We start from the raw sequence: 24,237 nt of genomic DNA on the forward strand, positions 1-24,237 counted from the left end.
GAGGCTTGGCGTTCATGGTACGACGGTACTCGATGACGATATAAGTCGTTGAAGATTAAGGATAAAACGTCTCTTTGTTTTCTAAGGTGAGGTTTTTCGGGAGGGGATGCCGGCGCGCTTTACCGGTGCAGCGTTGCTCGTCAGGTGAGATTTTCCGGGACTGCTTGATGCCGATTGTCAGCGGTTGCACCTAGGAAACCCGCGCCGTCCGGAGCATTGAACTTGATCAACGGTGAGCTTTTACAGGAAGCAGCGGACGAACTAGGCGCCTGACGCCGGGTGCACGGCGCAATTTTGCTCCGTTCGGGTGGTGCCGATCTGAGCTTTTGGCCACGGTGCGGTAGCACGCGCGTTGGGGAGCCAGTCGGCCAGCGAACCGTCCGTTTGTCGGCGTGTAGGTTCTCGCCCGAGCAACGCAGCGGAAAACCCGAAAATTATTTGAGGTGAGAAGATTCGGGATGAGACGCTCCCCTTTGAGCCGACGTCAAAAACGTGGTGATTTTCCCTAACCCGTGACATTAAAGGATCGCCGGAACCTGGCGTGAAACGGCGAAGGTGAGGGTTTTCGGGAGTTACCGGAGGTGAGTCCCGCCGCGTACACACGCTTCACCCGCAACGGTGAGAGCGATGCTATAGACGTGTATCACCGCAGTCGGTATGCTTTCGCCAAATCTCTCCCTGACCAGACGCATGGCCACGAAGCGCGCCAAGAAAACCGATGTAGTCAGCCCGAGCTCGGCGGAATTGCGCAAGGCCGTCGAGGCGATCGCCATTCAGCCGAAGAGCGGCAAAATCACGCTGCTGACACGCAAGCTGTTCAATGTGCTGCTCGCCGTCGCCCAGCAAGCCGACGAATCAGGCGACACCTATCGCGCGTTGCTGTCCGATATTGTTGCCAATTCCGCGTTCGACTCCAACGACACTGCTCTCGTTAAGGAGCACCTGCGCCGGATGGTCTCTGTTCAGGTGGAATGGAGCACCGGCACCTCCAGTCAGAAGCCCGGCCGCAAGTGGGGCATCTCGACGCTGATTGCCGACGCAGAAATTCTTGAAGATCCGACTACACGTCGCGTCTGGGTCGAATTTTCTTTCGCACCGAAGATCAAGAAGAAGCTGCTCGATCCGGTCCAGTATGCGCGTTTGAGCCTGCAGTTCCAGAGCCAGTTGCGCAGTAGCGCGGGCTTGGCATTGTACGAAATCTGCGTGCGCTATCTGACTAATCCAAGCCATCTGACGATGCGCGAATCGTGGGAATGGTGGCGCCCTATCCTCTCGGGCACTCCGGACACCGAAGCGGGCGACGAAGCAAAGCGCGAATACAAATACTTCAAGCGCGATTATTTGCGACCAGCGATTGCCGAGGTAAATGCCGTCACGAACATCTTCGTCGAGTTGATCGAGCACCGCGAAGGCCGGCGTGTGGCGGAAATCCAATTCCGCGTGACCGAGCGCAAGCAGCCGATGCTAGCGCTCGACGAACATCCGAACGTATTCGACAGCACGCTCGTGGACCGCATGGTCAAGATTGGCATTCCTCTGAAAGAGGCTCAAACGCTGTACGCGGACAGTGAGGAAAACCGTATCCGCGCGGCTTTGCAAATGACCGAGCAACGCATGCGTAGCACGTCGTTGCCGCCTGTGCGCAGCGCGCCGGCGCTCTTCAAGGATGCGTTGAAGAAAGGTTATGCTCCGCCGGTTGAAGCTGTTCCGTCTGCTGGCGGCGCCAAGGCTGCGGTGGCTGCTCCTGCAGACGACCTGAAAGCTCGCCTATTGGGCGAGTATTCCGCATATCGCCGCAGGGAAGCGCGCGAACTCTATGATGAACAGGGCGAGTCGGAACGCGAGATGGCGCGGCAGTCGTTCGAGCAAGAGGAACTGCCGGGGCTTGGAACCCACATGCGCGACGACTGGCGCCGCCGCGGACTGGACTCGAAGATCGTTGAAACGGCGTTCTTTGATTGGCTCGCCCGCAAGACGTGGGGCGAGCCGACGGATGGCGACCTGCTCGCCTTTACGCTGAGCCAGTCGCGCGCGGCCTGATCAGCTGGCCGTCCGGCAGACTGTTGGCACCTTTGGAAGCGGCGGCGCCTCTGGCTGTGGGCCGCTGCGCCGCCGCTTACTCGCCACTTACTTCCGCGTCTGTTACTTCAACATCTTTTCGATCTGGCGAAGAATGTCGTCGCGCTTCTCACGCGTGAGCCCCTTGAGGCGCAGTTCGATCCGATCGTCTCCGTACGACTTCAGATCGCCCACCGACACGCCGTCGAGCTTGATTTCCAGACGCTGCGCATAGCGCTGCCGACCCGCCGGTTTGGTGCTTTCCTGCGCACTGGCCCTGCCCTTGACGATGTCGGCTACTTGTCGCGTGCTGAGGTCGTCGGAGAGGATCTTGTTGATCAGGCGCAGCGTCGCGTCAGCGCCGCGAGCGGCGTGATAGCGGCCCACCTGATACGCCATGTTGGAGCCAAACCGGTCGGGCCGGGCCACCATCTCATGCATAACAGGCTCCGGCAGCTTGGCGATCGACAATGCCACCGCGACCGTCGACTCGTCCAGGCCAAGATGCTCGGCCAGTTCTTTCTGGCTCTGGAAATGGCGGTCCTCGAGAAAGCGTTTCCATACGACTGCGTTGTCGAACACTGTCTGCGAATCCCGCTGCACGTTGAGGTCGTAGCCCAGCTTGTAGCTCTGGATTCCGATTGGCAGATCGATAACGATTGCCTTTACCGATTCCTTATTCGCTTCCTTCAACGCGCGCACACGTCTGCCACCGTCGCTGACGAAGTAGGTGCCGGGATTGTCGTAATCGGGAATGACATGGATTGCCTGCTGTTGGCCCTGCTTTGCCAGGTTGACAGCAAGCTCAGCAATCGACGACTTCAAATAAAAATGCCGCGGATTGAACGGGCTGGGCTTGATGGTTTTCAGCGCAAGCTCGATGACCTGGCCTGGACGATATCCATGCTCGATCCTCCACGCACGGTACGCTCCGGACTCGTTTTGCGTAGCGGCGTCGAGATCGGAAGCGGTTTCCGGGACGACGGCCGATAGCGTTCGTGCGTTTGCGTCCGGGGCTTTCGAAGCATTGTTCTTGACCAGACCGTCAATGGCGTTCAAACGATCTAGCGCGGTTCGCTTCTCGCTGCTGGTCGTATCAGGACGTGCTTGAAAGCCTTTGGCGAATTGGGAGGGTTTCATTCAGGGTCCTTTATGCGCATAAATTCAGGGAAGCAAGGCGGCGATCTCACTCGCGCACGCCCGTACTTCAATGGCCGCGAGTTTGGCGCCGCGATCGCTCATCTGTAGCACTGTTTGACCCAGCGCCATCGCCTGTTTATAGGCTTCGCGCGTGGGAATCTGGGTCTTGAGAAGAGGAAATCCAAGTTCCTCTAACGCACGCTTCAACTCGCGCGTGAGCATCCGCTTTTCTTCGGTCTTGTTCAGGAGGAAGACCGCGCGCAGATCTTCGTTCATCACCTGCGCTTGCTGGACAAGTTTGACTAGTCCGACGCTCGACCAATAATCGGCGGGCGAAGACGACGTCGGAATTACGGCGACGCTCGCCGCGAGCAAGACGACGCCCGAGACCTTTTCCGTGATAGAAGGCGGGCAGTCGACCACGATTATGTCGTAGTCCCCCACGAACTTTTTGATCTCGCGGTGAATCTGGCTACCGGCTTCGGAGAGGTTGACGACGGGGAACGGGATACCGGTGTCGCCGTCCGACGACGCGCTGGCCCAATGGATCAGTGTGTTCTGACCGTCTGCATCTACGACGAGGACTCGTTTGCCTTTCTCGTGGAAAGCCGCCCCGAGGTGCATCGCGATTGTGCTCTTCCCGACACCACCTTTTTGCTGAGTTACCGCGATGATTTCCGCTGCCAATGTTCACCTCCTCTTTTTAGATGCAGATGGATTTTACCTGGATGAATTCGCATTTCAATCGTTTCATTGGAAATGAGGATAGAAATAGCCATTCGGCCAAGTTTATGCGCATAAAGAGACGAGGTCGGAGACGCGACAAGCAGCGATCCCGAGTTCGCCGTCGAAGGGCAGCAGACCGTGTTGACGCGTGATGATGCGGGCCACTGCGCGTCGGTTAGTAGGCCGGCGCGACTCTTGGCGCCGTCTTGGACATGCGCTGGCGAGTTGACGGTTCGTAGCGCCCGGGAAATGTCTGCGCTAAGCAATCAGATGATGGCGGCCACGTCACTCAGCGCCATCGCCATCGCCATCGCCATCGCCATCGCCATCGCCATCGCCATCGCCATCGCCATCGTCGGCGCCATCGCCATCGTCGGCGCCATCGTCGGCGCCGACGACTTAGCGTGGCGCCTGCTGTGCGTCGAAGTCACGACACGCGCCGTCAAAAGCGCAGTGGCACGCGACCACCGGCGCATCAGTTTCTGCGCATAAACCGCCGGCAGTCCTGAACGTGCCATGTTTGCGCTTTGCTCGGTCGAGGACGTGGTCGGTGTGTCTTTGCCTTGCTCACGAAGAGCGGGCACCTAGATATTTGGTTGTGGAAAATCAGTCATTCATCGATGAACGAGGAGCGGCTCACCTCGGGCAGAGCCATAGCCGCTGGCGCGACGCTCTTTATGCGCATAAACCGCGCTCGGCGTCCTGCCTCAGAAATGAACCACGCCCTTCAAACTTCGACTCAGATCAAGAGCGGCACTAAGCGACGACCGCGCCCAGAGCTTGGGGGCTAGCAGCTAAAATCGCACACTCCCGGTTTCCACCAACCGACCGGTCCCATCTAACCCCTACTGAACCGAACCGACATGGTTACCATCTATCACAATCCTCGGTGCTCGAAATCCCGCGCTGCCTGCGAACTGGTTGCAACTATGTACGGCCGGGACGAAGAAGCAGCAGAGATCGTCGAATACCTCAAACAGCCGCTCACTGTGGCTCAACTACAGGAACTCAATAAGCAACTCGGCTGTCCGGTGCGCGCGATGATCCGCGACTCCGAGGCGGTGTACGAAGAACTGCGTCTTTCCGACGCCGCACTATCCGACGCTCAGTTATACGAAGCATTGGCGGCGCATCCCATTCTTCTCCAACGCCCGATCGTCGTCCGGAACGGGCGAGCGGTGATTGGCCGGCCCCCTGAAAATGTAGCGACATTGTTCGTATGACGCGGCCCCGACGAGCGTCAGGGAACCGCATGCCGTCGTCCCGCGACGCCATGCAAGGCGTACTGCAGCCGGCTGGTCCGCTGCATCTTGCGCAGCGGCCCTTCTGAGGATGATGTAGCACTTCGCCGATTCCTCGGCGACGCGTCGTGGTCCGGACGGTACAACTGGGTTGGCGTCCTTACCGATGCGGCCATAGTGGCAGGACCCACCTTCGGTCCGCGCACGTCAAGGCGCAGTTGCGTTGCCGCCTCGCCGAAACGAGCAAGCGCTCATGTCGCATCTTTATCGATCTAGTCGCTTCTGATCGACCCAATCTCTCCGTCGCATTGCATGAACACGCGTCCAGCAACGAACCTCGGCTGATTGATGACCACCATACTGCCGCTACAGGCGAACCGTTGCACAACGCCATATGGCAGCAATTAACGCAGCGCTGTCACTTGCAAACATCGCACGCCCCATACACTAGCGTAGCAGCACCAACAGATGCCTCGCACGTCTAGCGCGAGCAAAAGCAGAACAGAAAACGGAGCCCTAATGCTTGAACTACGACCGTCCTGCGAAGGATGCGGCAAGTCACTGCCGCCGAATGCGTCCGACGCCATGATCTGCACCTACGAATGCACCTTCTGCGAAGTGTGCGCGCTCACAACTTTGCGCAACGTGTGCCCTAACTGCGGCGGCAATTTCAAGCGTCGGCCGATACGCACGCGAGCGCAGTTAGCGAAACACCCCGCTCGTAGCGAGCGAAGCGCCGTCGCGATCGACGAAGCCTCCCACGCCAGCTTTTTCGACCGCTACCGCGATACGCCTCCCGGCGAGCGATAAAGCGCAAAGCCTGCCGCTCATGGCGCGGCGCGCTGCGGCGTCAATCGTCCCCGTTCGTTGCGCCCGGCGTTGAAATGCCGCTCATCGTATGGGCGGCGTTACGCAGCAGGCGAATCTGCTTGCGATAGTTGCGACAGCCGCTGCACGTCGGCAAATGCAGCCGGATGGCGACCCATTCGCCGGTCGTCAAAGGACGGTCGAGTGCGTCGGACAACAGGCGGGTGATGTTCTTACATTTCCCCATTGGCATCCTCACTGGATAGTCCCTTCTCGCTCAGACAAGTGCGCAAGCGCAGTCGCGCGCGGTAGATCAGCACGCTGCAATGGTTGGCGGTCATCTGCAATTCAGAACAGATCGCGTCGGTGTCGAGATCGAGAAATTCGCGCATCATGAAAACGCGGCCTATGTGTGCAGGCAGATGTTCGAGGCACATCTCGAACAAGGTCCAGAACTGTTGCTGACGCAGCGCCGTTTCCGGCGTCGGCCACGGGCGCGGCTTCGTCTGTTGCGACCAGTGGCCGTTGTCCTTGAACAACTCGCGATCAAGTAGCGCCTCGTCCTCGAGTTCCGATTCGAGGGCCGAGAGGTTCACCGTCCGTTGCCGCGCGCGCAGCGTATCGACGAGCTTGTGCCGCAGTATTCCGAACACCCACGTCTTATGCTCCGACTGCCCAACGAACCGGTCAGCCTGCGTCCACGCGGCGGCCAGTGCTTCCTGCACAGCGTCTTCGGCGGCTGCGGCGTCGCGCAATTGCAGACGGGCAAACCGCACGAGATCCCGGCGAAGCTGTGCCAGATAAACCGGATCGTCCAGTGCGGCTCTGCTCAATTGCGCCACGGCAGGCTCCGCTGTACGTTTAGCGGCACGCGCGTAAGGTCGTTTGGGTGGTTGTCGCTCATAAGCGGGGCGTTGGTTTCGCACGAGGTATGGACACGTGCGCCATTCTGCCGTAGACGGCAGCGCAAACGAATGGATATCGGACATTCGCGGCTCTCGAAGATAAGGACAAGACGAGCTTCGTCGCGCGGGGCCGCCGACTTATGACAAAGAGAAATAGATTATTGCGCAGACCGAGAATAACGCCTGTTTCGATTTTCCCACGACGTTTCCCCCAGCCAAGCCGCGCAACGGTGACGCCGCGTCGGCTCCCTAAGCCGTACCGACACATTATTTCAATAACTGAAAAAAAGTCTTCCAATCTTCCCCATTTTTATGCAGACACTGAATCGCTATTCTTCAGGCATCGATCGCACTAGATCGCCAGCCAACACTCAAGAGGAGTAGCACCATGAAACGCATCCTGTCCGCCCTGATCGCTTCCGTCGCCTTGTTCGCCGCCGCTTCGGGCGCAGCCGAAGCCGCCGCTCCGGCGCAATGCAACGGGCCCGCGTCATACTGCAACGTGTTTTTCGGCAACTGATTCGTTGCAGCTACTGGCCGGAGGCAGAATCAGCAGCCGATGTCCGGACACACGGACGTAGCAACGGAGGGCGCCCATAGGGGCGCCCTTTTTGCATCCAACGCCGGCGGGGCAGGAGGAGAGCTATCGGTGCCAGCCTGACGTCTAGGACTTCCCGCTCCCGTCCATGCCGGCGCCCTCACGCCAAACCTGCTTGCCGCGCTCCGATAATCGGCCGCTGCTGTGCGTCGCGTCCGGTTGCGTGCCTTCGACGGCCATCTCGCCGCCCGGCTGCTCCAGCGAACGGGGCTTTTCCTTTTTGCGAGCGGCGACTGCTTCATCGTGCGATTTACCTGCGTGATCGAGACTCATCGTTGATCCTCCGTAAAAGCTGCTGCCTCCAAATGGCGCGAACCGGAGGCAAGCTTGATTGACAAGGCAAAAGTAGCAGTTATCCACAAGGTTATTCAGTAAATCTGTGGATAACTTTGCTGCCTGAAATGTTATCCACTGGGCTAGTCCGAAGCCGCCGCATCTTTCCGCCACTTCGCCCGGTTCAGGTAGCCGCGCGCGCTTGCGCCGAGCTTTTTGCCTATGATGGCAACTCGTACCCTTTGCGCCTCGAGCGCCTCACTCAAGGAAGCGAACCATGGCCTTACACATTGCAGTTGTCGTTGGCAGCCTGCGCCGCGAGTCGTTCAACCGCCAGTTGGCGCAAGCCGTTATTTCACTTGCGCCGCCCGAATTCACATTCGAGTTCATCGATATCGGTTCATTGCCTCTGTACAGCCAGGAGTACGACGCCGATTACCCCGAAGCCGGCAAGCAACTCAAACAGCGGGTCGAAGCCGCGGATGGCCTGTTGTTCGTCACCCCCGAATACAACCGCTCGATTCCTGGCGTCCTCAAAAATGCGCTCGACTGGGGCTCGCGCCCGTGGGGCACCAATTCCTGGGGTAATAAACCGGGCGCCGTGATGGGCACCTCGGTTGGCGCGACAGGGTCGGCGCTCGCGCAGCAACATCTGCGCAACGTGCTGGCCTATCTCGACGTTGCCACGCTTGGTCAGCCCGAAGTATTCATCAAGCACGATCCGGCGGTCATCAACGAGAAAGGCGAAATACTCAACGACGGCACGCGCAAGTTCCTGCAGACTTTCGTCGATCGCTACGTCGCATGGGTCAAGCGGCATACCGCTGCCTGACTTGCGCAAGATCGCCCGATGCTAATGGGGCGGCGGCGTCGCCATCGCCTCACGGCGCGCCGCCGCTACTGCTCACACGTTCCTGCGCCGAAGCATCTATACGTGGTGATGCCCGGTCACGCGCTCCCAGCCGTGGCGCACCGCGAGCTTGAAGCGCTCCCATGTGCTATCCGGCGACGTCGTTTCCCAATGACGCCGCGCTTCCGGTTCCACGTCGTCCCACGCCCTGTCGCGATAACGCACGTCCTTGCCGATCTCCGCACCGTAGCGGTAAGCCGGCACATAGTCCTCGTAGCGCGAGTCGTCGGCGGCGTACTGCTCGTCGTAATGCGTACGGAAGTCTTCTTCGTATTCCAGATATTCGTTTGGAATCTGGCCGCTGAGACCCGCCGTCGGTTGCGCCGCTCCGGAGACCACCTCCGACGGCTGCATCACGGCGCCCGAGCCCGGCGCCGAGCCGGCGGCAATTGCGCTGCGGCCGGCATCGTCGGCTAGCGGGTCCGGCATGGGTTCGCTGGTCGCGCCCGTTGCTGAGCGCTCGCTGAGCGGCGGCGGCACGAACGGCTCAGCGTCGGTGCTGCGGGGCGTCGAATACAGCGGATCGGCCGCAGCAGCAGGGCGGGTGGCCGCGCCGCCCGCAGTCGTCGTCCCGGCTGTTGTCCCGCCTGATGCGGATGTTGCCGTGTCCCTGCCGGTCGACCCAGCCATTCCTGCTTCGGATCCGCGCGGCGTTCCCGGCGTGACCGCGCCGATTCCCAGCTCGTCGAGCAGCGAATGTTCCCGCGCACTCTCCGTGGCCGATTGCGTGCCCCAATCCGGCGAACGCTCGCCGATGTCAGTCGCGCCGAGCCTTGTCAGCGTATTGCGAGCGAGTTCCGCGTGCGATTCGCTGGCGGCGTCAACAACGACAAGCACGGCGCCCCGCCGCACGGCCTCCGTGTAGCGCGCCGTCTCGGGCGCCCGCGAGCCGCTGGCAAAGAGGCTCGACAGGAACCGTTCAATGTTCGCGAGCACGCCCGAACCGGCGACTTCCCCGGTTGCGGAGCCGATCGACGGTTCGGCATTTGCTTGCAATTCGATGGTGTCGCGCGCGAAACCGGTCTGCACCAGCGTGTCGCGGGCGGTTTCGGCCTGAGCATAGGTGTCGAATAAACCAATCACGGTATGTCGCATGGCTGTCTCCCGTTTGGGTAGGACGGACAGCGCGCCACGCGCCATCCCCACTATTTAGTGAGTGCCGCAACGTTCATGCCGGGAGCGCGGCTTACGCGGCGCGTGCCCGTAGCGATGGGCACGCGCCGAAGCGCTTCATCGCACGACGCCGAGACTGGCGGCCCGCGCTTTTTACAATTCAGCGCAAATCAGGCAAGCAGCGAGGAAAAGCGGGGAGAGAGGCGGCGCGCAAACCATCGTGCTATTGCACCTGATGCGTCGCTGAATCGAGGCCGCTCTGGGCGAGGTCGCGCTGGATTCCCTGCAAAAGACTCTCCAGCAGCGCGATATCGAAGGGTTTGGACAGTACTCGCACGTTCACATGCCGTGCGCGATCGAGCTCTTCCGCGTAGCCGGTGACGAGTATGACCGGCAGCCTGCTGTCCAGCGCCCTGATCGCCTCGGCCAGATCGATGCCGTTCAGGCTCCCCGGCATATGGATGTCCGAGAGCACGAGGTCAAACGGCAGAGGCTCGCCGGTGCGGACTTGTTGCGCGTGCGCATCGCCGAGAAGGCGCAACGCCATGTCGGCATTGAAGACGCACGTGACCTGGTGATCCATCATTTGCAGCAACGCTTCCGTGCCCGCTGCCACTTCCTCGTTGTCCTCGACGAGCAGAACGCGCAGTCCATGCGACGCGCCGTTGTCGTCTGCCCCCGTTTCGGATGGCCCGTCGATCGCCGACTCCTCCGCCGCGCGCGGCAAGTACAGCCGCACGGACGTGCCGGCGCCCACCGCGCTGTCGATCGCGGCAAGGCCGCCGGAGCGCTCGCAAAAGGCAAACACCTGCGGCAGACCGAGCCCCGTCCCCATGCCCTTCGCCTTGGTCGTGAAGAGCGGCTCGAAGGCGCGCGCGAGCACCTCGGACGCCATGCCGACACCGGTGTCTTCGAGCGACACCTAGACGAAGTCGCCGGTCAGCGGGAAGCCGTCTTCGTGACGGAACGTGATGTTGATCGCGCGCACGGTGAAGCGCCCGCCGTTGGGCATGGCGTCGCGCGCGTTCACGGCGATGTTGATGAGCGCGAGTTCGAGCTCCGCGACGTCCACGCGCATCGGCCAGACGTCGGCGCCGATATCCAGCACCAGCGATACCTTGGCGCCGAGCGACGCGCGCAGCAAGTCCCGGCAGGCCGGCAGCCAGCGCTCGAGCGCGACGGTTTCATTGCGCAGCGGCTGCTTGCGGGCGACGCCCAGCAACTGTCGCGTGAGCGACTGACCGCTCTTGAGCGCGCGCTCCATCGCCGAGAGTTCGCGATCCAGGCCGGGCGCGCTGCGCCGCCGCGCGATCTGCAGGTTGGCCGAGAGGATCATCAGCAGGTTGTTGAAGTCGTGAGCGACGCTGCCCACCAGCGTGCCGAGCGCTTCCATCTTGCGTGACTGCCGGTATGCCGATTCAATCGAGCGGCGCATCGACGCTTCCGCCTGCCAGCGCTCCCACGCCTGCTGCTCGGCGCTGAGCCGGCGCAGTGACAGCCAGATCACCCACCATAGCGCGACAGACGGCGTGAATATCGACAGAACCAGAACGGCGAGGTGCCGATACCACGCGGCCCACATCGCCGACGCGCGATAGCCGCACATGACGTACACGGGATAAGAGCCGACATGCCGGAACGCGACGATCATGTTGTCGCCGTCAATATTCGAGCGCATGCGGGTGACGCCGGCGCGCCGTCCCTGGTTCATCGCCTCGGCGAATGGCGAGTCCGCCGCGACGACCGCCGGTTCGCGCGGGCGGCGCGGATAGTGTGCGAGGAACGCGCCATCGGAGCGAACGAGGCTCATGCTCATCGGCGCGCCCTGGTTGCCGCCGAGCAGTTCGCGGTAGAACGCGTCGAAATAGCTCGGACGCAGCGCGACCGACACGACGCCCGCGAAAGTGCCGTCGGGCGCGCGCCGCTCCACGCCCGTGTTGAACACCTGTTCGCCGGCGACGTGCCCCGTCATTACCTTCGATACGTGTTCGAGGTCGCGGCCATCGCGAAGGCCGACGAAATCGTCGCGGTCGCCGATCGAAACCGACGGCGCCGGATAAAACCGGCTGCTTACAAGCAGCGCGCCGTCGCGGCCGAAAATCGACACCGCGGCCACCTGCGGATAGCCGCCGCCCATTGTGCGTACTTTCTGGTGAATGGCGGCTTCGCGCGCGCGAATACCGTCGTCGTCGAGTCCTTCGGTTAAATCGACGATGCGCGTGTCGAGCGTCTCGTTCATGTCGAAGACTTTCAGCGCATGTTCTTCGGCGACACGCACGGTGCGCAGTGTCATGTTGGTCGCGTCGGCTTCGCGGGTGCGCAGATCGCTAAACGCCATCGCCGCGACATAGAGGCACGGCAGCACGATCGCGGCGACGAGCAGCGCGATCAGCGTCATTCGTCGAACCTGGAAATTCTGCTCGGGTACTGCGGGGAATACGGCGTCGTCCTGCCCGTCTGCGGAAAGGCGGCTCGCTCGGTGCGGGTCGAACCGGTCTTGTTTCATTTGTTAAACGCTCATGTCTTTCTGACGGAGAGACGGGATGATACGAGAAGCATAGTCGCTGAACGGCGGTAGAAGTTACCGTTGTTTGGGGCGCGCGCCGATTCCGCGCGCGATTCGTCAGCCTTTTAAATCAGTGACGAATCAAGAAGCGCAAACGTACACAAAAGTATAAACGGTATGCAATGCACTAATATGCGGCGTGTATCTTTTCGAAAAATGGCTCGACAAGGAAGATATTGTCAGCCGGACGAAAATACCGCGTATTGCTTTTCGACTGTTTTACTTCGAGAATCAACGCAATCACAAAAAGTGCGTCCGCCATGTTCGAACGCATACGCCGCGAGGGCACCGGATCATGCGTACACGCGTGAGTGCCGGCGTTCGCGGAAACCACGCGCGCGGCACGGGACCAGCCTGATCCGACGAGCCGCGCCGACTCACTACGGGGTAGGCTCAGCACATGCCGGTCATAGCCGTCGTCCAGCGTACGCGCACGCAGTCTTGCATGCGCCCGGGATTCGCCAAATGTGCCGCGCCGCGCACTCTCCTCGCCCGGCTGCAAGCAGCACTCCACCAGGGCGACGCGCCTTTCGCCGCTCGCCCCCAGACTCCGCACTAAAGAGATCCCGCTATCCGCCGTTAACCCGCAAGAGCTCATTCCGTCTTTCGACCCGCCATGCCTTTGCCAATCGTGATCGCCGATGATTCATTGCTTGCCCGCAAGGTGCTCACAAAGGCATTGCCGCCGGATTGGGACGTCGACGTGTCTTACGCCTCGAACGGACGCGAAGCGCTCGGTTTGTATCGTCAGGGAAAAGCCTCGGTGATGTTCCTCGACCTGACCATGCCGGACATGAACGGCTATCAGGTGCTCGAGGCATTGCAGCATGAGGATCTGAACACCTTCGTCATCGTCGTCTCGGCCGATATCCAGCCGATGGCCCAGGCGCGCGTGCGCGCGCTCGGCGCCGCGGCGTTCATCGCCAAGCCCGTGACGCCGGAGGCGGTACTGCCCATCCTCAAGGAGTACGGGTTGTATGTCTGAGCCAGTCCTCACCGAAGATCAGCGCGACGCGCTGCAAGAGGTCGCCAATCTGGCGATGGGTCAAGCCGCGACGCGTCTCGCACGGCTGCTCGATTCGTTCATCGAATTGTCGGTGCCGCGCGTGAAGGTGGTGGCCGTCAGCGAGGCTGCACGGGCGCTGCGCGAAATGACCGGTATCGAGGACCGGGTGAGCGCGGTGCGCCAGGGCTTTCGCTCGGACATCAAGGGCGAGGCGCTCGTGATTTGCCGCAGCGACAGCGTCGAGGACCTGTGCGCGCTCGTCAGCGATCCGTATTCGCGCTCGGCATATGAAGCAGTGAGCCAGAAAGAACTGATGTTCGACGTCGCGAATGTGCTCACCGGAGCGTGCGTGTCATGCATTCTGGACCAGCTCGGCCGCACGCCGGTGTTCTCGGCGCCCGGCCTGCTCGGCGATGCACTGACGCTCGACGAAGTGTTTCAGCCCGGCGTACTGCAATGGGAAGTCGCGTTGCTCGTCGAAGTCAACTTCACGCTCGAAAACCAGAGTTTTCGCGCGCATCTCGTGATGCTGATGGCCGAAGAGTCCATCCGTCACATGAACGACGCGCTCGACGCGCTGCTGTCCAGTCTATGAGCGCGCCTACAGAGTCGTTGAGCGATCTCGTGGTGGAGCGAGTGGGCTTCGGCATCTTCGTGCTCGACCGCGAAATGAACGTGCTGATGTGGAACCGGTTCATGCAGGACCACAGCGGTTTGTCGGCGGAGCAGGTGGTCGGCAAGTCGCTGTTCACGCATTTTCCGGAACTGCCGCGCGTGTGGTTGTCGCGCAAGATCGAAAGCGTTTTTCAGCTCGGTAGTTTCGCGTTCAGTTCGTGGGAACAGCGTCCGTATCTGTTCAAGTTCGATCACGATCGGCCGATCACGGGCGGCGTCGATTACATGCAGCAGGACGTCACGTTCATGCCGCTCACGCGCGATCGGGAAGTGGTGGCCGTCTGCGTGACCATTTCCGATGTAACGCATGTGAGCATCGTGCAGCGCGAGCGCGAGGAGGCCGTTGCAAAACTGCAGGAATACGCGGACCGCGACGGGCTCACCGGCATTGCCAACCGCCGCTTCTTCGAGGCGCGTCTGCTGGACGAGTACACGCGCTGGCAGCGCTATGGCGGCGACATGTCGGTGCTGCTATTCGATCTCGATCACTTCAAGAAGATCAACGACCAGTTCGGCCACGGCGTCGGCGATACTGTTTTGCGGGTGATGGCGCAGCGCGTTGCCGAGGTCGTGAGGGCGCAAGACACCTTCGGGCGCTTCGGCGGCGAGGAGTTCGCGTTGCTGTTGCCCTGCACGCCGCTTGAGGACGCGATGCGCGTCGCGGAGAAAATTCGCCGCACGATTGCGGATACGCCGGTCGAAGTGCAGGGCACGAGCGTGCCGGTGACAGCGAGCGTAGGCGGCGCGGCGGCGCGTCCCGGCTTGCCCGCGTATGACGTGTTGATCAACGAGGCCGACGCGGCGCTCTACAGCGCGAAGCGGCAGGGACGCAACCGCTCCGTCGCGTTGACGTGATGAGCGATGATCGAAGGTGATTCGTAGCACGTGCTTGCGCTCGAGCTGCCGGTTGCATGCGCGGCGCCACGCGCTGCACGTCGCGCCCGGTTCGCCGGTCCGAGCTGCTTGCGGCCCTCATTCCGCCGCGAAAACTGCGTCGTCTCATAAACGTTGTTATACTTTTCGCCGTTTCCGGCATCCCAGCCGTCTGTTTCGCGCGTGTCCGCGCGCGCGGGCCGCCCGCCCTGCGGCGGGACATAAAAATTCCTGAACGCCTTTCAGCGGGCGCCCTCCTGCGGAGATCGTCTTGGCTGTTTCCAATCCTGTCGTGGACGATACTGAAATCGACGCCGCTGCCGCTACGTCCGGCAGCTCGTTCTATCTCGCCATGCGCATCCTGCCGGCTGCGCAACGCGACGCGATGTATCAGGTCTACGCATTCTGCCGTGCTGTCGACGACATTGCCGACAGCGACATGCCGCGCGCCGATCGCGCGGCCGCGCTAGAGCGCTGGCGCGCCGACATCGACGCGTGCTATGCCGGCGCACCGCGCGCCTCGTTGCGCGCGCTGACGCGGCACATCCACACGTTCCATCTACAACGCGAGGACTTTCACGCGATGATCGACGGCATGGCGATGGATGCCGCCGCCGACATCTGCGCGCCCGACGAGGCCACGCTCGACCTCTATTGCGACCGGGTGGCGAGTGCGGCGGGCCGTCTATCGGTGAGAATATTCGGGATGCAGGAGGAGCCGGGCCGTTTGTTGGCGCACCATCTCGGCCGCGCGCTTCAGCTTACGAACATTCTTCGCGACATCGACGAAGACGCCGGCATCAACCGTTGTTATCTGCCGCACGAACTGCTGGCGCGCGAAGGCATCGCGGTGAAGAACCCCGCGCAGATCGCCGACGATCCCTCACTGCCGCGTGTCTGCGCAACGCTTGCCGGGCGCGCGAAAGCGCACTTCGCCGCGTCCGACGCGATCATGGACCGTGAGCCGCGCAATCAGGTGCGCGCGCCGCGCATCATGTCGGGCGTGTACCGTGTGCTGCTCGAACGCACGCTGGAGCGCGGCTTCGACATTCCGCGTACGAAGGTCAGCAAGCCGAAGCTGCGCATGCTGTGGATCGTCGCGCGTTACGCGCTCTTCTGAGCTGATGTCGAGACTCGTACATGTGGTCGGCGCGGGCCTCGCCGGCCTGGCCGCCGCAGTGCAGTTGCAGCGGCGCGGCGCGCGAGTCGTGCTGCACGAAGCGGCCGAACAGGCCGGCGGCCGTTGCCGTTCGTATTACGACGCCAAGCTAGGCGCGACGATCGACAGCGGCAATCACCTGATGATGTCCGGCAACGTCGCCACGCTGAACTATGCGCGGGCGATCGGCTCCGCTGACGAACTCACGGGGCCCGCGTTGCCCGAATTCCCGTTCGTGGACCTCGCCACTCGCGCGCGCTGGACGGTGCGCCTGTCGTCGGGGCGGCTGCCGTGGTGGATCTTCGATCAGAACGCGCGTGTGCCGAACACCGGCCCGGGCGATTATCTCAGTCTCGTGCCGCTGCTTTTCGCAAAGCCCGGCCGCAGCGTCGCGCAAACCATGCGCAGCAATGGCCCGCTCTGGGACCGCTTGCTCGCGCCGCTGTTTCGCGCAATGCTCAACGCCGAGCCGCGCGACGCGTCGGCGGAACTGACTGCGGCGATGGTGCGCGAGACGTTGATTGCCGGCGGCCTCGCGTGCCGGCCGCTTATCGCACGCAACGGTCTGAGCAGCGCTTTCGTCGATCCGGCGTTGCGGTTATTGCAGCATGGCGGCGCTGCGATCGAGCTCTGCTCGCGGCTCGAAGAAATCGTGTTTGCCGCAAATGCGAATACGAGCCGCGTGCAGGCGCTAAGTTTCGCCGAACAAAGCGTCGTGCTCGATGCAAACCAGGCCGTGATTCTGGCCGTGCCGCCGGACATCGCGCATACGCTCGTGCCAGGCTTGCGCGCGCCCACTCGCTTTGCTTCGACCGTCAGTGTGCATTTCGCGGTCGAGCCGCCGTTCGGCTTGCCGCCCGTCAGCGGCCTGCTGAACGGCACTGCGCAATGGCTGTTCGCGTCCGACGGGCGTCTTTCCGCGACGGTTTACGGCGCAGAGCATGTTATCGACACGCCGCGCGAAGAACTCGCGACGCGCTTGTGGGCCGAGGTGACGCAAGCGGCCAATCTGCCGGCTGCGCCAATGCCGGCCTGGCAGATGGTCGTCGACAAACGCGCGACATTCGCCGCGTTGCCGGACCAGCAAACGCTGCGTCCGGGCACGCGCACTCGCTGGAACAATCTCATGCTCGCGGGAGACTGGACGGCCACCGGCCTGCCCGCGACGATTGAAGGCGCGATCCGCTCCGGCCAGAAGGCCGCGGATACGTTGCTGAATCAACCGATGGAACGCCGATGAACGACTTATCTCAAGCCCACATGCTGGGCGCCGTCATGCCCGAATCCGCCGGTGAGGCGCAAAGCGCGCCTGGCGACGCGAGCGACGCGGCTGACGCGCTGACCGCGTCCAACGTGTCCAACGTGTCCAACGTGTCCAACGCGTCCGCCCCGTTTGCCCCTTCGCTCGACGCCGCGATCACGCGCGCGACCGACGCCATCCTCGCCGCGCAGAAGCCGGACGGCCACTGGATTTACGAACTGGAAGCCGACGCAACGATTCCCGCCGAATACGTGCTGCTGGTCCATTACCTCGGCGAAACGCCGAATATCGAACTGGAGCAGAAAATCGCGCGCTATCTGCGCCGCATCCAGCTCGCCGACGGCGGCTGGCCGCTCTTCACCGACGGCGCGCTCGACGTCAGCGCGAGCGTGAAGGCGTACTTCGCGCTGAAGATGATCGGCGATCCCGTGGATGCCGAGCATATGGTCCGCGCACGCGAGGCGATTCTCACGCACGGGGGCGCGGAGGCAGTGAACGTCTTCACGCGAATCCTGCTGGCGCTGTTCGGCGTGGTGTCGTGGCGCGCAGTGCCGATGATGCCCGTCGAGATCACGCTGTTGCCGATGTGGTTCCCGTTCCATCTGTCGAAGGTGTCGTACTGGGCGCGGACCGTGATCGTGCCGCTGCTCGTGCTTAACGCAAAGCGGCCGCTCGCGCGCAATCCGCGCCGCGTGCGCATCGACGAGTTGTTCCGTGGGGCGCCGGTCAACACCGGCATGCCGGCGCGGGCGCCGCATCAGCATGTCGGCTGGTTTCGCTTTTTCCGCGTCGTGGATACGGTGCTGCGCGCGGTCGACGGCCTGTTTCCGAAAGTCACCCGCGAGCGCGCGGTGCGTGAAGCGGTGGCCTTCGTCGATCGGCGGCTGAATGGCGAAGACGGCCTCGGCGCGATTTTCCCGGCTATGGCCAATTCAGTGATGATGTACGACGTGCTCGGCTATCCGGCCGATCATCCGAACCGCGCGATTGCGCGCCAGTCGATTGAAAAGCTGCTCGTTATCAAGGATGACGAAGCATATTGCCAGCCGTGTCTGTCGCCGGTGTGGGACACGTCGCTTGCCGCGCACGCGTTGCTCGAAACCGGCGAAGCGCGCGCCGAGCAGGCGGCTGAGCGCGGCCTTGCATGGCTGCGTCCGCTACAGATTCTCGACGTGCGCGGCGACTGGATTTCGCGCCGCCCGAACGTGCGTCCTGGCGGCTGGGCTTTCCAGTACAACAACGCGTATTACCCGGACGTCGACGACACGGCCGTGGTTGCGATGGCCATGCATCGTTCGGCGGCGCTCACGGAATCGGGCGTCGATCGGGAAGCGATTGCGCGCGCGCGCGAATGGGTCGTCGGCATGCAGAGCAGCGACGGCGGCTGGGGCGCGTTCGAGCCCGAGAACACGCAGTATTACCTGAACAACATTCCGTTCTCCGATCACGGCGCGCTGCTCGATCCGCCGACTGCCGACGTGTCCGGCCGTTGTCTGTCGATGCTCGCGCAACTCGGCGAGTTCCCGCAGAACAGCGAACCGGCGCAACGCGCGCTCGACTACATGCTGAAGGAACAGGAGCCGGATGGCAGCTGGTATGGCCGTTGGGGTTTGAACTACATCTACGGTACGTGGACCGCGCTGTGTTCGCTGAACGCGGCCGGCATGCCGCACGACGACCCGCGCATCCAGCGCGCCGCGCAGTGGCTGTTGTCTATCCAGAACGAAGACGGCGGCTGGGGCGAGGGCGGCGAGAGCTACAAGCTCGACTATCGCGGTTACGAACGCGCGCCGAGCACGGCTTCGCAAACGGCGTGGGCGCTGATGGGCCTGATGGCGGCGGGCGAGGTGAATCACGAGGCCGTTGCGCGCGGCATCGACTATTTGCAGCGAGAACAGCGTGAACATGGCTTGTGGGACGAAACGCGGTTTACCGCCACCGGTTTCCCGCGCGTGTTTTATCTGCGCTATCACGGCTACCGCAAGTTCTTCCCGCTGTGGGCGCTCGCGCGCTTCCGTCATTTGAAGCGCAACGGGCTTACGCGCGTCGCGGTCGGGATGTAACGGATGCCCGGTCCCACAGCGCCGTCCGCCGATGCCGGCCGCAGCGGCTTGCCGGTCATCGTCGTCACGGGCATGGCTTTCGAAGCGCGAATCGCGCGAGGCCAGGGCGTCGAAGTGGTCTACGCGGCGCGCGCCGATTTGCTGGAACGCGCGCTGAGCGCAGCGGTGGCGCGCGGTTGCTCGGGGATCGTCAGCTTCGGTACGGCGGGCGGCCTGGCGCCGGATTTGAAGCCGGGCGCGCTGATTGTCGCGGATGCCGTCGAAGGTCCGTTCGGCCGCGTTCCCACCGATTCAGCCTGGGCCAACCGGCTCGCCGCCGCGCTGACTAAGGGACCGCTCGCATCGCGTTTGCAGCGCGGCTCGATGGCCGCGGTTGCAGCACCGCTCATGTCCGCCGACGACAAGCGGGCGCTGCATCACTCGACGGGCGCGTTGGCTGTGGATATGGAGTCGCATCTCGCTGGCGCGATGGCCGTCGCGCGTGGATTGCCGTTCGCCGTGTGCCGTGCGATCGTGGATCCGGCGTGGCGCACATTGCCGTCGGCAGCGACTGCGGGGCTGCGCGATGACGGCAGCACCGCGCTTGCCCCGATCCTGCGTGAGCTGATGCGGCAACCGTCGCAGATCGGCGCGCTGATTCAGGTGGCGATGGATGCTCGCGCGGCGCGCGTCTCGCTGGTGCATGCTCGGCAAGCGCTCGGCGCAGCGGGGGCGTTCAATATCGGCGTCGCCTGACGCTGTCCGATGAGCCGTGGTGCTGCTTGCCGCGCGCTTGCCTGCCGCACTTCACTTGCCCGTCTATAACCCTGCCGCCATCCTGGGCGCGCATTCGCTGATGTTATTGCTGAGCCAGTGCTGGATAGACGCGGTGCATGTTGCCGCCTGCCTGCGGCGGTTCGCGTAGCCATTCAACGCCATCGGTCTACGCCTGAGGCGCGCGTTCACCGATGCTATTGCGCAGCCGGTGCTGAAGCCGGTTGTTTGTTATCGGCTGGCGCGGCAGTCGGTAGCGTGGCCGTGCCCGGCGCTGACGCCGGAGCCGGTGCGGTTGTGGGCGCCGTAGCTGTACCCGCAGTTGTCCCCGCATTCGTCCGATTCGGCATCGAGCCCGCCGCGCCGCTTGCCGGCGCAGGCGCGTCACCCGGATCCGTGTAATTGGGCACGCCCGCCGGCGCGCCCGTAGCCGCTCCAGACGCCGCATCCGGCGTCGCAGCCGTATCGCCTGGGTCCGCGTAATTGGGCAGCGCGGCCGGCGCGCCTGCGGCAGCACCCTTCGCCGGAACGGGTGCAGCGCCGGAATCCTCCTGATCGTCGTATTCCGGCAGCGGCGCTGCATTGTCGCCGGTGCCGCGCAGACGCGCCCGCCGTTGCTGCGTATAGGCGTCGCGCACGAACGAGTATTTGTCCAAAGCCGCTTGTTGCAACAGATCCGTTGCGCCGAGCAGATCCGAACGCACGCTCACGAATTGCAGCACATACAGCGGATTACGCAACGCCGGCTCCATGTAGTTCAATGGATTGAACTTCACGTCCACCACGAGGCCCATGCTGTCGCGCACGGTGCTAGGCCCGAATAGCGGCAACACCAGATACGGTCCCGACGGGATCCCCCAGTGTCCGAGCGTCAGGCCGAAATCCTGATGATGCTTCGGCAACCCTGCCGGCGTCGCCCAATCGAGCAGGCCGCCGAGGCCGAACGTCGAGTTGAAGGCGAAACGGATGATGTCCTCGGTCGCGTCGGTGATCTTCAATTGCAGCAGCGCGTTCGCAGCGTTGCTCAGGTCGCCCAGGTTCGAAAAGAAGTTGCTGACGGCCGTGCGCAACGGCTGCGGCGTCACCTTCTGATAGCCCTTGGCGACGGGCATCGCGACGTAGCGGTCAAGACCGTCGTTGAAAGTGAACACCGCCCGGTTCATCGGCTCGAACGGGTCGCCGGGCTTGCGGTCCGGACCGGTTGCGCAGCCGGCAATGAGGCCGGTGGCGGCGAGCGCCAGCACGGTGGTACGCAGTTTCATGCTTATATTCCTTTGTGCTTCGCGCGACGTGGGCGCGGCTTGCCCATCAGCACGGGTTGGAAAACCACTGCACCGATGAGCGTGCAAAACAGCGACAGCGCCAGCAGGCGGCCCATGCTGGACGTTCCCGGATGATGCGAAAGCCACAGGCTGCCGAACGCCGTCGCCGTGGTCGCCGCGCTGAACAGCACGGCGTGCGTCAGGCTCGACTGCAACAAGCCGGTTTGTCCGTTGCGCCATGCCATCACGAAGTAAATCTTGAAGGCCACGCCGACGCCGAGCATCAGCGGCAATGCGATGATATTCGCGAAATTCAGCGGCATGCCGAACACCACGCACAACTCCAGTGTGACAAGCGCCGACACGAGCAGCGGAACGAGGGTGCGCAGCATATCGCCGAGGCGCCGCAGCGCGACCCACAACAGGATCGCGATGGACAGCAGCGCCCAGCCCGCGGCCTGCAAGAACGCCTTGATGATCGTATCCGCGGAATGAAGGATTGAGATCGGTCCGCCGATCGCGCCGGGCTCCGCCTTCTTGACAGCATGCGCGAAGCGCGCGAGCGCCACGTCGTCGTTTGGATCAGTGCCGGGCTTCACCTTCGGCGCAATGTCGACGAGCGCCCGGCCATCCTTCGATACCCAGTCCTTCGAAATTTCCTTCGGCAGATTGTCCCGCGTGATTTCGGTCGGCTGCAGCAGATTCTCCAACTGCTTGAGCGCGATGCGCAGCGGCTCGGACATCGCGGTTTCCGCGCGGTCGCGTGTGGCGGCATCCACGGCGGCGAGCTTTTGCAGCGTGGCCGACAGATGTTTCGCTTCGGCGGCGCCCGGACCCGGGTGATCGTCGGCGGCGAGCGAGAGCTGGTTCGACGCGCGCTTGAGCGCCGCGACGCGCACTGCGTCCGTGGCTTGCGGCGCCGGTTGCTGTTCCAGCGCGGGCAGCAGTTGCTGCGCGGCGCTCGCGATGAGCATCATCTTTTGTTGCTGCTGCGCGGGGACAAAGGTGTCGAGCGTCGTGACGCGGCCCACTTCGGGCAATGCGCGCAAACGCTCGGCCACGCGATCGGCCTCAGCAAGCGAGGGCGCGAGCGCATGCACGTTGTTCACCGCCGCCTCGGGAGAATCCTTCAGCGACAGCAGCGTGGCCATCGACTCCGTATGCGGATCTTTCAGATGCAGCGGATTGAAGTCGAAATGCAAACGCGTGAGCAACGGCGTGGCGCCGATCACGACGATCAGCGTGCCGATCAGCACGGGCTTGCGGTGACGGGCGAGGAAATCGTCGACGGGTGCGAGTTGCTTGAAGCCCGGCGACGCGGGCTCGCCCGGCGGGTTGAAGATCTTCAACAGCGCCGGCAGCAGCGTCATATTGGTCAGATACGCGACGAACATGCCGACGCCGGCGATCTCGCCCAACTCGGACACGCCGCGGTACGCCGTCGGCAGAAACGAGAAGAAGCTCAGCGCAACCGCGACCGCGGCGAGGGTGAGCGGCACGCCGATACTGTGCGCGGTATGGGCGAGCGCGGCGGAAAGACGGTCGTCGCGATTGCGCTCTTCGCGATACTTGACGCCGAACTGCACGCCAAAATCGACGCCCAGGCCGACGAATAGCACCATGAACGCAACCGAGATCATGTTCAGCGCGCCGACCATCATGAGGCCGAGGGCCGCGGTAATCGCGAGCCCGACGAACAGCGTGATGAAGACCGCGGCGATCATGCGGCCGGAGCGCAGCGCAAGCCACAAGATCACCAGCACGACGACGAATGTGCCGATACCGTTGAGCACCGCGCCGTCCTTGACTGACGCGAACTCTTCGTCCGCGAGCGGCTGTGCGCCGGTCAGGCGGACTGTGGCGCCATAACGCGAGTCGAGATGCAGCGAGGCCGCCGTATCGCGGATCGCCTTAGACGCCGTTGCGCCCGGCTCGAGCGCATCGTAGTTGACGACCGGCTGCACGACCACGAAGGCGCGGGCCGGATTGGTCGCGGCACTTTTGTCGACGAACGCGCGCCACGAAAAAGCGGCAGGCTTGCCCGCCAGCACGAGGTCCAGCGTATTCGCGCTTTGCGACAACAGGCGGCTCATGTCCGAGAGCTTCACCTGACCGATCTGCAACGGCAGCAACAGGCTCGTGGTGAGCGTGCCAGCAAGTCCTGTGAGACTGGGATCGTGCGCAAGGGTGTTCACGAGCGGGCGCGACTGCACGAGTTGCGAGGTGGTCGACATGACCTCTTCAGTCGACGGGAACAGCAGGCCGTTGTGTTCGAAGAACGGGCCGCCAGCGGGCTGCGAGACTGCGACGAATTCCTTCGGCTCCGCTTTCAGCGCTGCCGTTAGCGCGTTCGCGGCGGCGTCGGCGAATTCAGGCGCTTGCGCCTCGACGACGACGAGCACCGTCTCGCCGCGCTCGGGGAAGGCTTGGTCCATCGCGTGCTGGAGCGTGGACCATTCCTTGTCCGTTTCGATGAGGCGGCTGATGTCCGTGTTGATCTTGAAGTGATGCGCGACATAGATCCCGCTCAAAATGGCGAGCACGATCGACAGTGCGATGATCCGCAAAGGATGGCGCACCGAGTAGGCGACGAGGCGAACGATAGATGACTTCAGCATGTAGGCGAACTTGGCCTTATCACGGGTGGCATTTTGACGAAAGTGCACAAGTATACAGAGCCGGAGCAAAGCGGACCGCATTCAGTGCCAGTGCGCGGCAGCGATGCCGCCGGGGGCGGACAGCGACAATGAGCAATAGCGACGCCCTCCGACAGCGCAGGCAGCACTGCCCGTAGCAAATGCGGCTCCCGGTGCAGCTCGATGGGGCGGGAACGCAATGTCGGTATACT

At 63.0% G+C, this 24,237-nt stretch carries 21 protein-coding genes and 1 pseudogene; 13 read left to right on the forward strand and 9 right to left on the reverse strand.

Going from position 1 to position 24,237, the window contains the following annotated elements:
• Window positions 1-690 precede the first annotated feature (690 nt).
• Entirely contained in the window at window positions 691-2,040 is a 1,350-nt protein-coding gene (locus tag F759_RS0117760) for a replication initiation protein (protein ID WP_027801069.1), read from the forward strand.
• Window positions 2,041-2,142: 102 nt separating this feature from the next.
• Here the strand turns inward: F759_RS0117760 and F759_RS0117765 are convergent, their stop codons facing one another.
• Both F759_RS0117765 and parA read right to left on the reverse strand, forming a co-directional pair.
• On the reverse strand, window positions 2,143-3,198 hold the full coding sequence (locus F759_RS0117765; RefSeq protein ID WP_027801070.1) for a ParB/RepB/Spo0J family partition protein: 1,056 nt from the start codon (window positions 3,196-3,198) through the stop codon (window positions 2,143-2,145).
• 24 nt (window positions 3,199-3,222) lie between these two features.
• A complete protein-coding gene (gene parA, locus F759_RS0117770; protein ID WP_027801071.1) occupies window positions 3,223-3,885 on the reverse strand; it encodes a ParA family partition ATPase in 663 nt (220 codons plus the stop codon).
• A 309-nt stretch (window positions 3,886-4,194) separates the two neighbouring features.
• On the opposite strand from parA, the gene F759_RS43665 reads away from it, so the two are divergent.
• From F759_RS43665 to F759_RS0117785, 3 genes are all read left to right on the forward strand, one after another.
• A complete protein-coding gene (locus F759_RS43665) occupies window positions 4,195-4,416 on the forward strand; it encodes a hypothetical protein (protein ID WP_152530666.1) in 222 nt (73 codons plus the stop codon).
• 371 nt (window positions 4,417-4,787) lie between these two features.
• Window positions 4,788-5,147, forward strand: a complete 360-nt coding sequence (gene arsC / locus F759_RS0117780; protein WP_027801072.1) for an arsenate reductase (glutaredoxin) — start codon at window positions 4,788-4,790, stop codon at window positions 5,145-5,147.
• A gap of 537 nt (window positions 5,148-5,684) precedes the next feature.
• Window positions 5,685-5,975, forward strand: a complete 291-nt coding sequence (locus F759_RS0117785; RefSeq protein WP_027801073.1) for a DUF1272 domain-containing protein — start codon at window positions 5,685-5,687, stop codon at window positions 5,973-5,975.
• 40 nt (window positions 5,976-6,015) lie between these two features.
• Here the strand turns inward: F759_RS0117785 and F759_RS0117790 are convergent, their stop codons facing one another.
• On the reverse strand, window positions 6,016-6,225 hold the full coding sequence (locus tag F759_RS0117790) for a zf-HC2 domain-containing protein (RefSeq protein WP_209440496.1): 210 nt from the start codon (window positions 6,223-6,225) through the stop codon (window positions 6,016-6,018).
• Window positions 6,206-6,814: an RNA polymerase factor sigma-70 gene (locus F759_RS0117795; RefSeq protein WP_027801075.1), complete on the reverse strand. Its 609-nt coding sequence runs from the start codon at window positions 6,812-6,814 to the stop codon at window positions 6,206-6,208. The genes F759_RS0117790 and F759_RS0117795 overlap by 20 nt, the downstream gene beginning before the upstream one ends.
• 451 nt (window positions 6,815-7,265) lie before the next feature.
• Between F759_RS0117795 and F759_RS44860 the strand changes: the two genes are divergently transcribed.
• The gene (locus tag F759_RS44860) at window positions 7,266-7,397 is read left to right on the forward strand and encodes a hypothetical protein (RefSeq protein ID WP_020068649.1); all 132 of its coding nucleotides are present in this window, start codon (window positions 7,266-7,268) and stop codon (window positions 7,395-7,397) included.
• A 144-nt stretch (window positions 7,398-7,541) separates the two neighbouring features.
• Here the strand turns inward: F759_RS44860 and F759_RS0117805 are convergent, their stop codons facing one another.
• Window positions 7,542-7,748 (reverse strand): hypothetical protein, encoded by a 207-nt coding sequence (locus F759_RS0117805; protein ID WP_027801076.1) that lies wholly within the window; start codon window positions 7,746-7,748, stop codon window positions 7,542-7,544.
• Between the two features lie 277 nt (window positions 7,749-8,025).
• On the opposite strand from F759_RS0117805, the gene F759_RS0117810 reads away from it, so the two are divergent.
• Window positions 8,026-8,580: an NADPH-dependent FMN reductase gene (locus tag F759_RS0117810; RefSeq protein ID WP_027801077.1), complete on the forward strand. Its 555-nt coding sequence runs from the start codon at window positions 8,026-8,028 to the stop codon at window positions 8,578-8,580.
• Between the two features lie 96 nt (window positions 8,581-8,676).
• On the opposite strand, the gene F759_RS0117815 is transcribed toward F759_RS0117810, so the two are convergent.
• Together F759_RS0117815 and F759_RS37925 are read right to left on the reverse strand one after the other, a co-directional pair.
• Window positions 8,677-9,753, reverse strand: coding sequence for a hypothetical protein (locus tag F759_RS0117815; protein ID WP_027801078.1), 1,077 nt, complete (start codon window positions 9,751-9,753; stop codon window positions 8,677-8,679).
• Between the two features lie 241 nt (window positions 9,754-9,994).
• Window positions 9,995-12,277 (reverse strand): annotated as a pseudogene (locus F759_RS37925) (ATP-binding protein).
• Window positions 12,278-12,953: 676 nt separating this feature from the next.
• On the opposite strand from F759_RS37925, the gene F759_RS0117830 reads away from it, so the two are divergent.
• The 7 genes from F759_RS0117830 to F759_RS0117860 all read left to right on the forward strand — a co-directional run bounded on the left by F759_RS0117830 (window position 12,954) and on the right by F759_RS0117860 (window position 20,109).
• Window positions 12,954-13,322, forward strand: a complete 369-nt coding sequence (locus F759_RS0117830; protein ID WP_027801080.1) for a response regulator — start codon at window positions 12,954-12,956, stop codon at window positions 13,320-13,322.
• Window positions 13,315-13,938 carry a chemotaxis protein CheC gene (locus F759_RS0117835; RefSeq protein ID WP_027801081.1) on the forward strand — a complete coding sequence of 208 codons (624 nt, stop codon included), beginning with the start codon at window positions 13,315-13,317 and terminating at the stop codon, window positions 13,936-13,938. Before F759_RS0117830 ends, F759_RS0117835 begins: the two co-directional genes overlap by 8 nt.
• Entirely contained in the window at window positions 13,935-14,873 is a 939-nt protein-coding gene (locus F759_RS0117840; RefSeq protein ID WP_027801082.1) for a GGDEF domain-containing protein, read from the forward strand. Before F759_RS0117835 ends, F759_RS0117840 begins: the two co-directional genes overlap by 4 nt.
• A 289-nt stretch (window positions 14,874-15,162) precedes the next feature.
• A complete protein-coding gene (gene hpnD, locus F759_RS0117845) occupies window positions 15,163-16,011 on the forward strand; it encodes a presqualene diphosphate synthase HpnD (protein ID WP_027801083.1) in 849 nt (282 codons plus the stop codon).
• 4 nt (window positions 16,012-16,015) lie between these two features.
• Window positions 16,016-17,290 carry a hydroxysqualene dehydroxylase HpnE gene (gene hpnE / locus F759_RS0117850; RefSeq protein WP_027801084.1) on the forward strand — a complete coding sequence of 425 codons (1,275 nt, stop codon included), beginning with the start codon at window positions 16,016-16,018 and terminating at the stop codon, window positions 17,288-17,290.
• Window positions 17,287-19,374, forward strand: a complete 2,088-nt coding sequence (gene shc, locus F759_RS0117855; protein WP_027801085.1) for a squalene--hopene cyclase — start codon at window positions 17,287-17,289, stop codon at window positions 19,372-19,374. The genes hpnE and shc overlap by 4 nt, the downstream gene beginning before the upstream one ends.
• Before the next feature lie 3 nt (window positions 19,375-19,377).
• Window positions 19,378-20,109, forward strand: a complete 732-nt coding sequence (locus F759_RS0117860) for a phosphorylase (RefSeq protein WP_027801086.1) — start codon at window positions 19,378-19,380, stop codon at window positions 20,107-20,109.
• A gap of 215 nt (window positions 20,110-20,324) precedes the next feature.
• Here F759_RS0117860 and F759_RS0117870 read toward each other — a convergent pair whose 3' ends face one another.
• Both F759_RS0117870 and hpnN read right to left on the reverse strand, forming a co-directional pair.
• Window positions 20,325-21,389 (reverse strand): MlaA family lipoprotein, encoded by a 1,065-nt coding sequence (locus F759_RS0117870; RefSeq protein ID WP_027801087.1) that lies wholly within the window; start codon window positions 21,387-21,389, stop codon window positions 20,325-20,327.
• Between the two features lie 2 nt (window positions 21,390-21,391).
• Window positions 21,392-24,007, reverse strand: a complete 2,616-nt coding sequence (gene hpnN, locus F759_RS0117875) for a hopanoid transporter HpnN (protein ID WP_027801088.1) — start codon at window positions 24,005-24,007, stop codon at window positions 21,392-21,394.
• Window positions 24,008-24,237 lie beyond the last annotated feature (230 nt).

This window comes from Paraburkholderia dilworthii (assembly GCF_000472525.1).
GTDB classification, from domain to species: domain Bacteria; phylum Pseudomonadota; class Gammaproteobacteria; order Burkholderiales; family Burkholderiaceae; genus Paraburkholderia; species Paraburkholderia dilworthii.

Excerpts from the sequence above, each read along its gene's own strand:
- F759_RS0117760 (WP_027801069.1), top strand. The coding sequence starts at position 691 with ATGGCCACGAAGCGCGCCAAGAAAACCGATGTAGTCAGCCCGAGCTCG.
- F759_RS0117765 (WP_027801070.1), bottom strand. The coding sequence starts at position 3,198 with ATGAAACCCTCCCAATTCGCCAAAGGCTTTCAAGCACGTCCTGATACG.
- F759_RS43665 (WP_152530666.1), top strand. The coding sequence starts at position 4,195 with ATGATGGCGGCCACGTCACTCAGCGCCATCGCCATCGCCATCGCCATC.
- arsC (WP_027801072.1), top strand. The coding sequence starts at position 4,788 with ATGGTTACCATCTATCACAATCCTCGGTGCTCGAAATCCCGCGCTGCC.
- F759_RS0117785 (WP_027801073.1), top strand. The coding sequence starts at position 5,685 with ATGCTTGAACTACGACCGTCCTGCGAAGGATGCGGCAAGTCACTGCCG.
- F759_RS0117790 (WP_209440496.1), bottom strand. The coding sequence starts at position 6,225 with ATGCCAATGGGGAAATGTAAGAACATCACCCGCCTGTTGTCCGACGCA.
- F759_RS44860 (WP_020068649.1), top strand. The coding sequence starts at position 7,266 with ATGAAACGCATCCTGTCCGCCCTGATCGCTTCCGTCGCCTTGTTCGCC.
- F759_RS0117805 (WP_027801076.1), bottom strand. The coding sequence starts at position 7,748 with ATGAGTCTCGATCACGCAGGTAAATCGCACGATGAAGCAGTCGCCGCT.
- F759_RS0117810 (WP_027801077.1), top strand. The coding sequence starts at position 8,026 with ATGGCCTTACACATTGCAGTTGTCGTTGGCAGCCTGCGCCGCGAGTCG.
- F759_RS0117815 (WP_027801078.1), bottom strand. The coding sequence starts at position 9,753 with ATGCGACATACCGTGATTGGTTTATTCGACACCTATGCTCAGGCCGAA.
- F759_RS0117830 (WP_027801080.1), top strand. The coding sequence starts at position 12,954 with ATGCCTTTGCCAATCGTGATCGCCGATGATTCATTGCTTGCCCGCAAG.
- F759_RS0117835 (WP_027801081.1), top strand. The coding sequence starts at position 13,315 with ATGTCTGAGCCAGTCCTCACCGAAGATCAGCGCGACGCGCTGCAAGAG.
- F759_RS0117840 (WP_027801082.1), top strand. The coding sequence starts at position 13,935 with ATGAGCGCGCCTACAGAGTCGTTGAGCGATCTCGTGGTGGAGCGAGTG.
- hpnE (WP_027801084.1), top strand. The coding sequence starts at position 16,016 with ATGTCGAGACTCGTACATGTGGTCGGCGCGGGCCTCGCCGGCCTGGCC.
- shc (WP_027801085.1), top strand. The coding sequence starts at position 17,287 with ATGAACGACTTATCTCAAGCCCACATGCTGGGCGCCGTCATGCCCGAA.
- F759_RS0117860 (WP_027801086.1), top strand. The coding sequence starts at position 19,378 with ATGCCCGGTCCCACAGCGCCGTCCGCCGATGCCGGCCGCAGCGGCTTG.
- F759_RS0117870 (WP_027801087.1), bottom strand. The coding sequence starts at position 21,389 with ATGAAACTGCGTACCACCGTGCTGGCGCTCGCCGCCACCGGCCTCATT.
- hpnN (WP_027801088.1), bottom strand. The coding sequence starts at position 24,007 with ATGCTGAAGTCATCTATCGTTCGCCTCGTCGCCTACTCGGTGCGCCAT.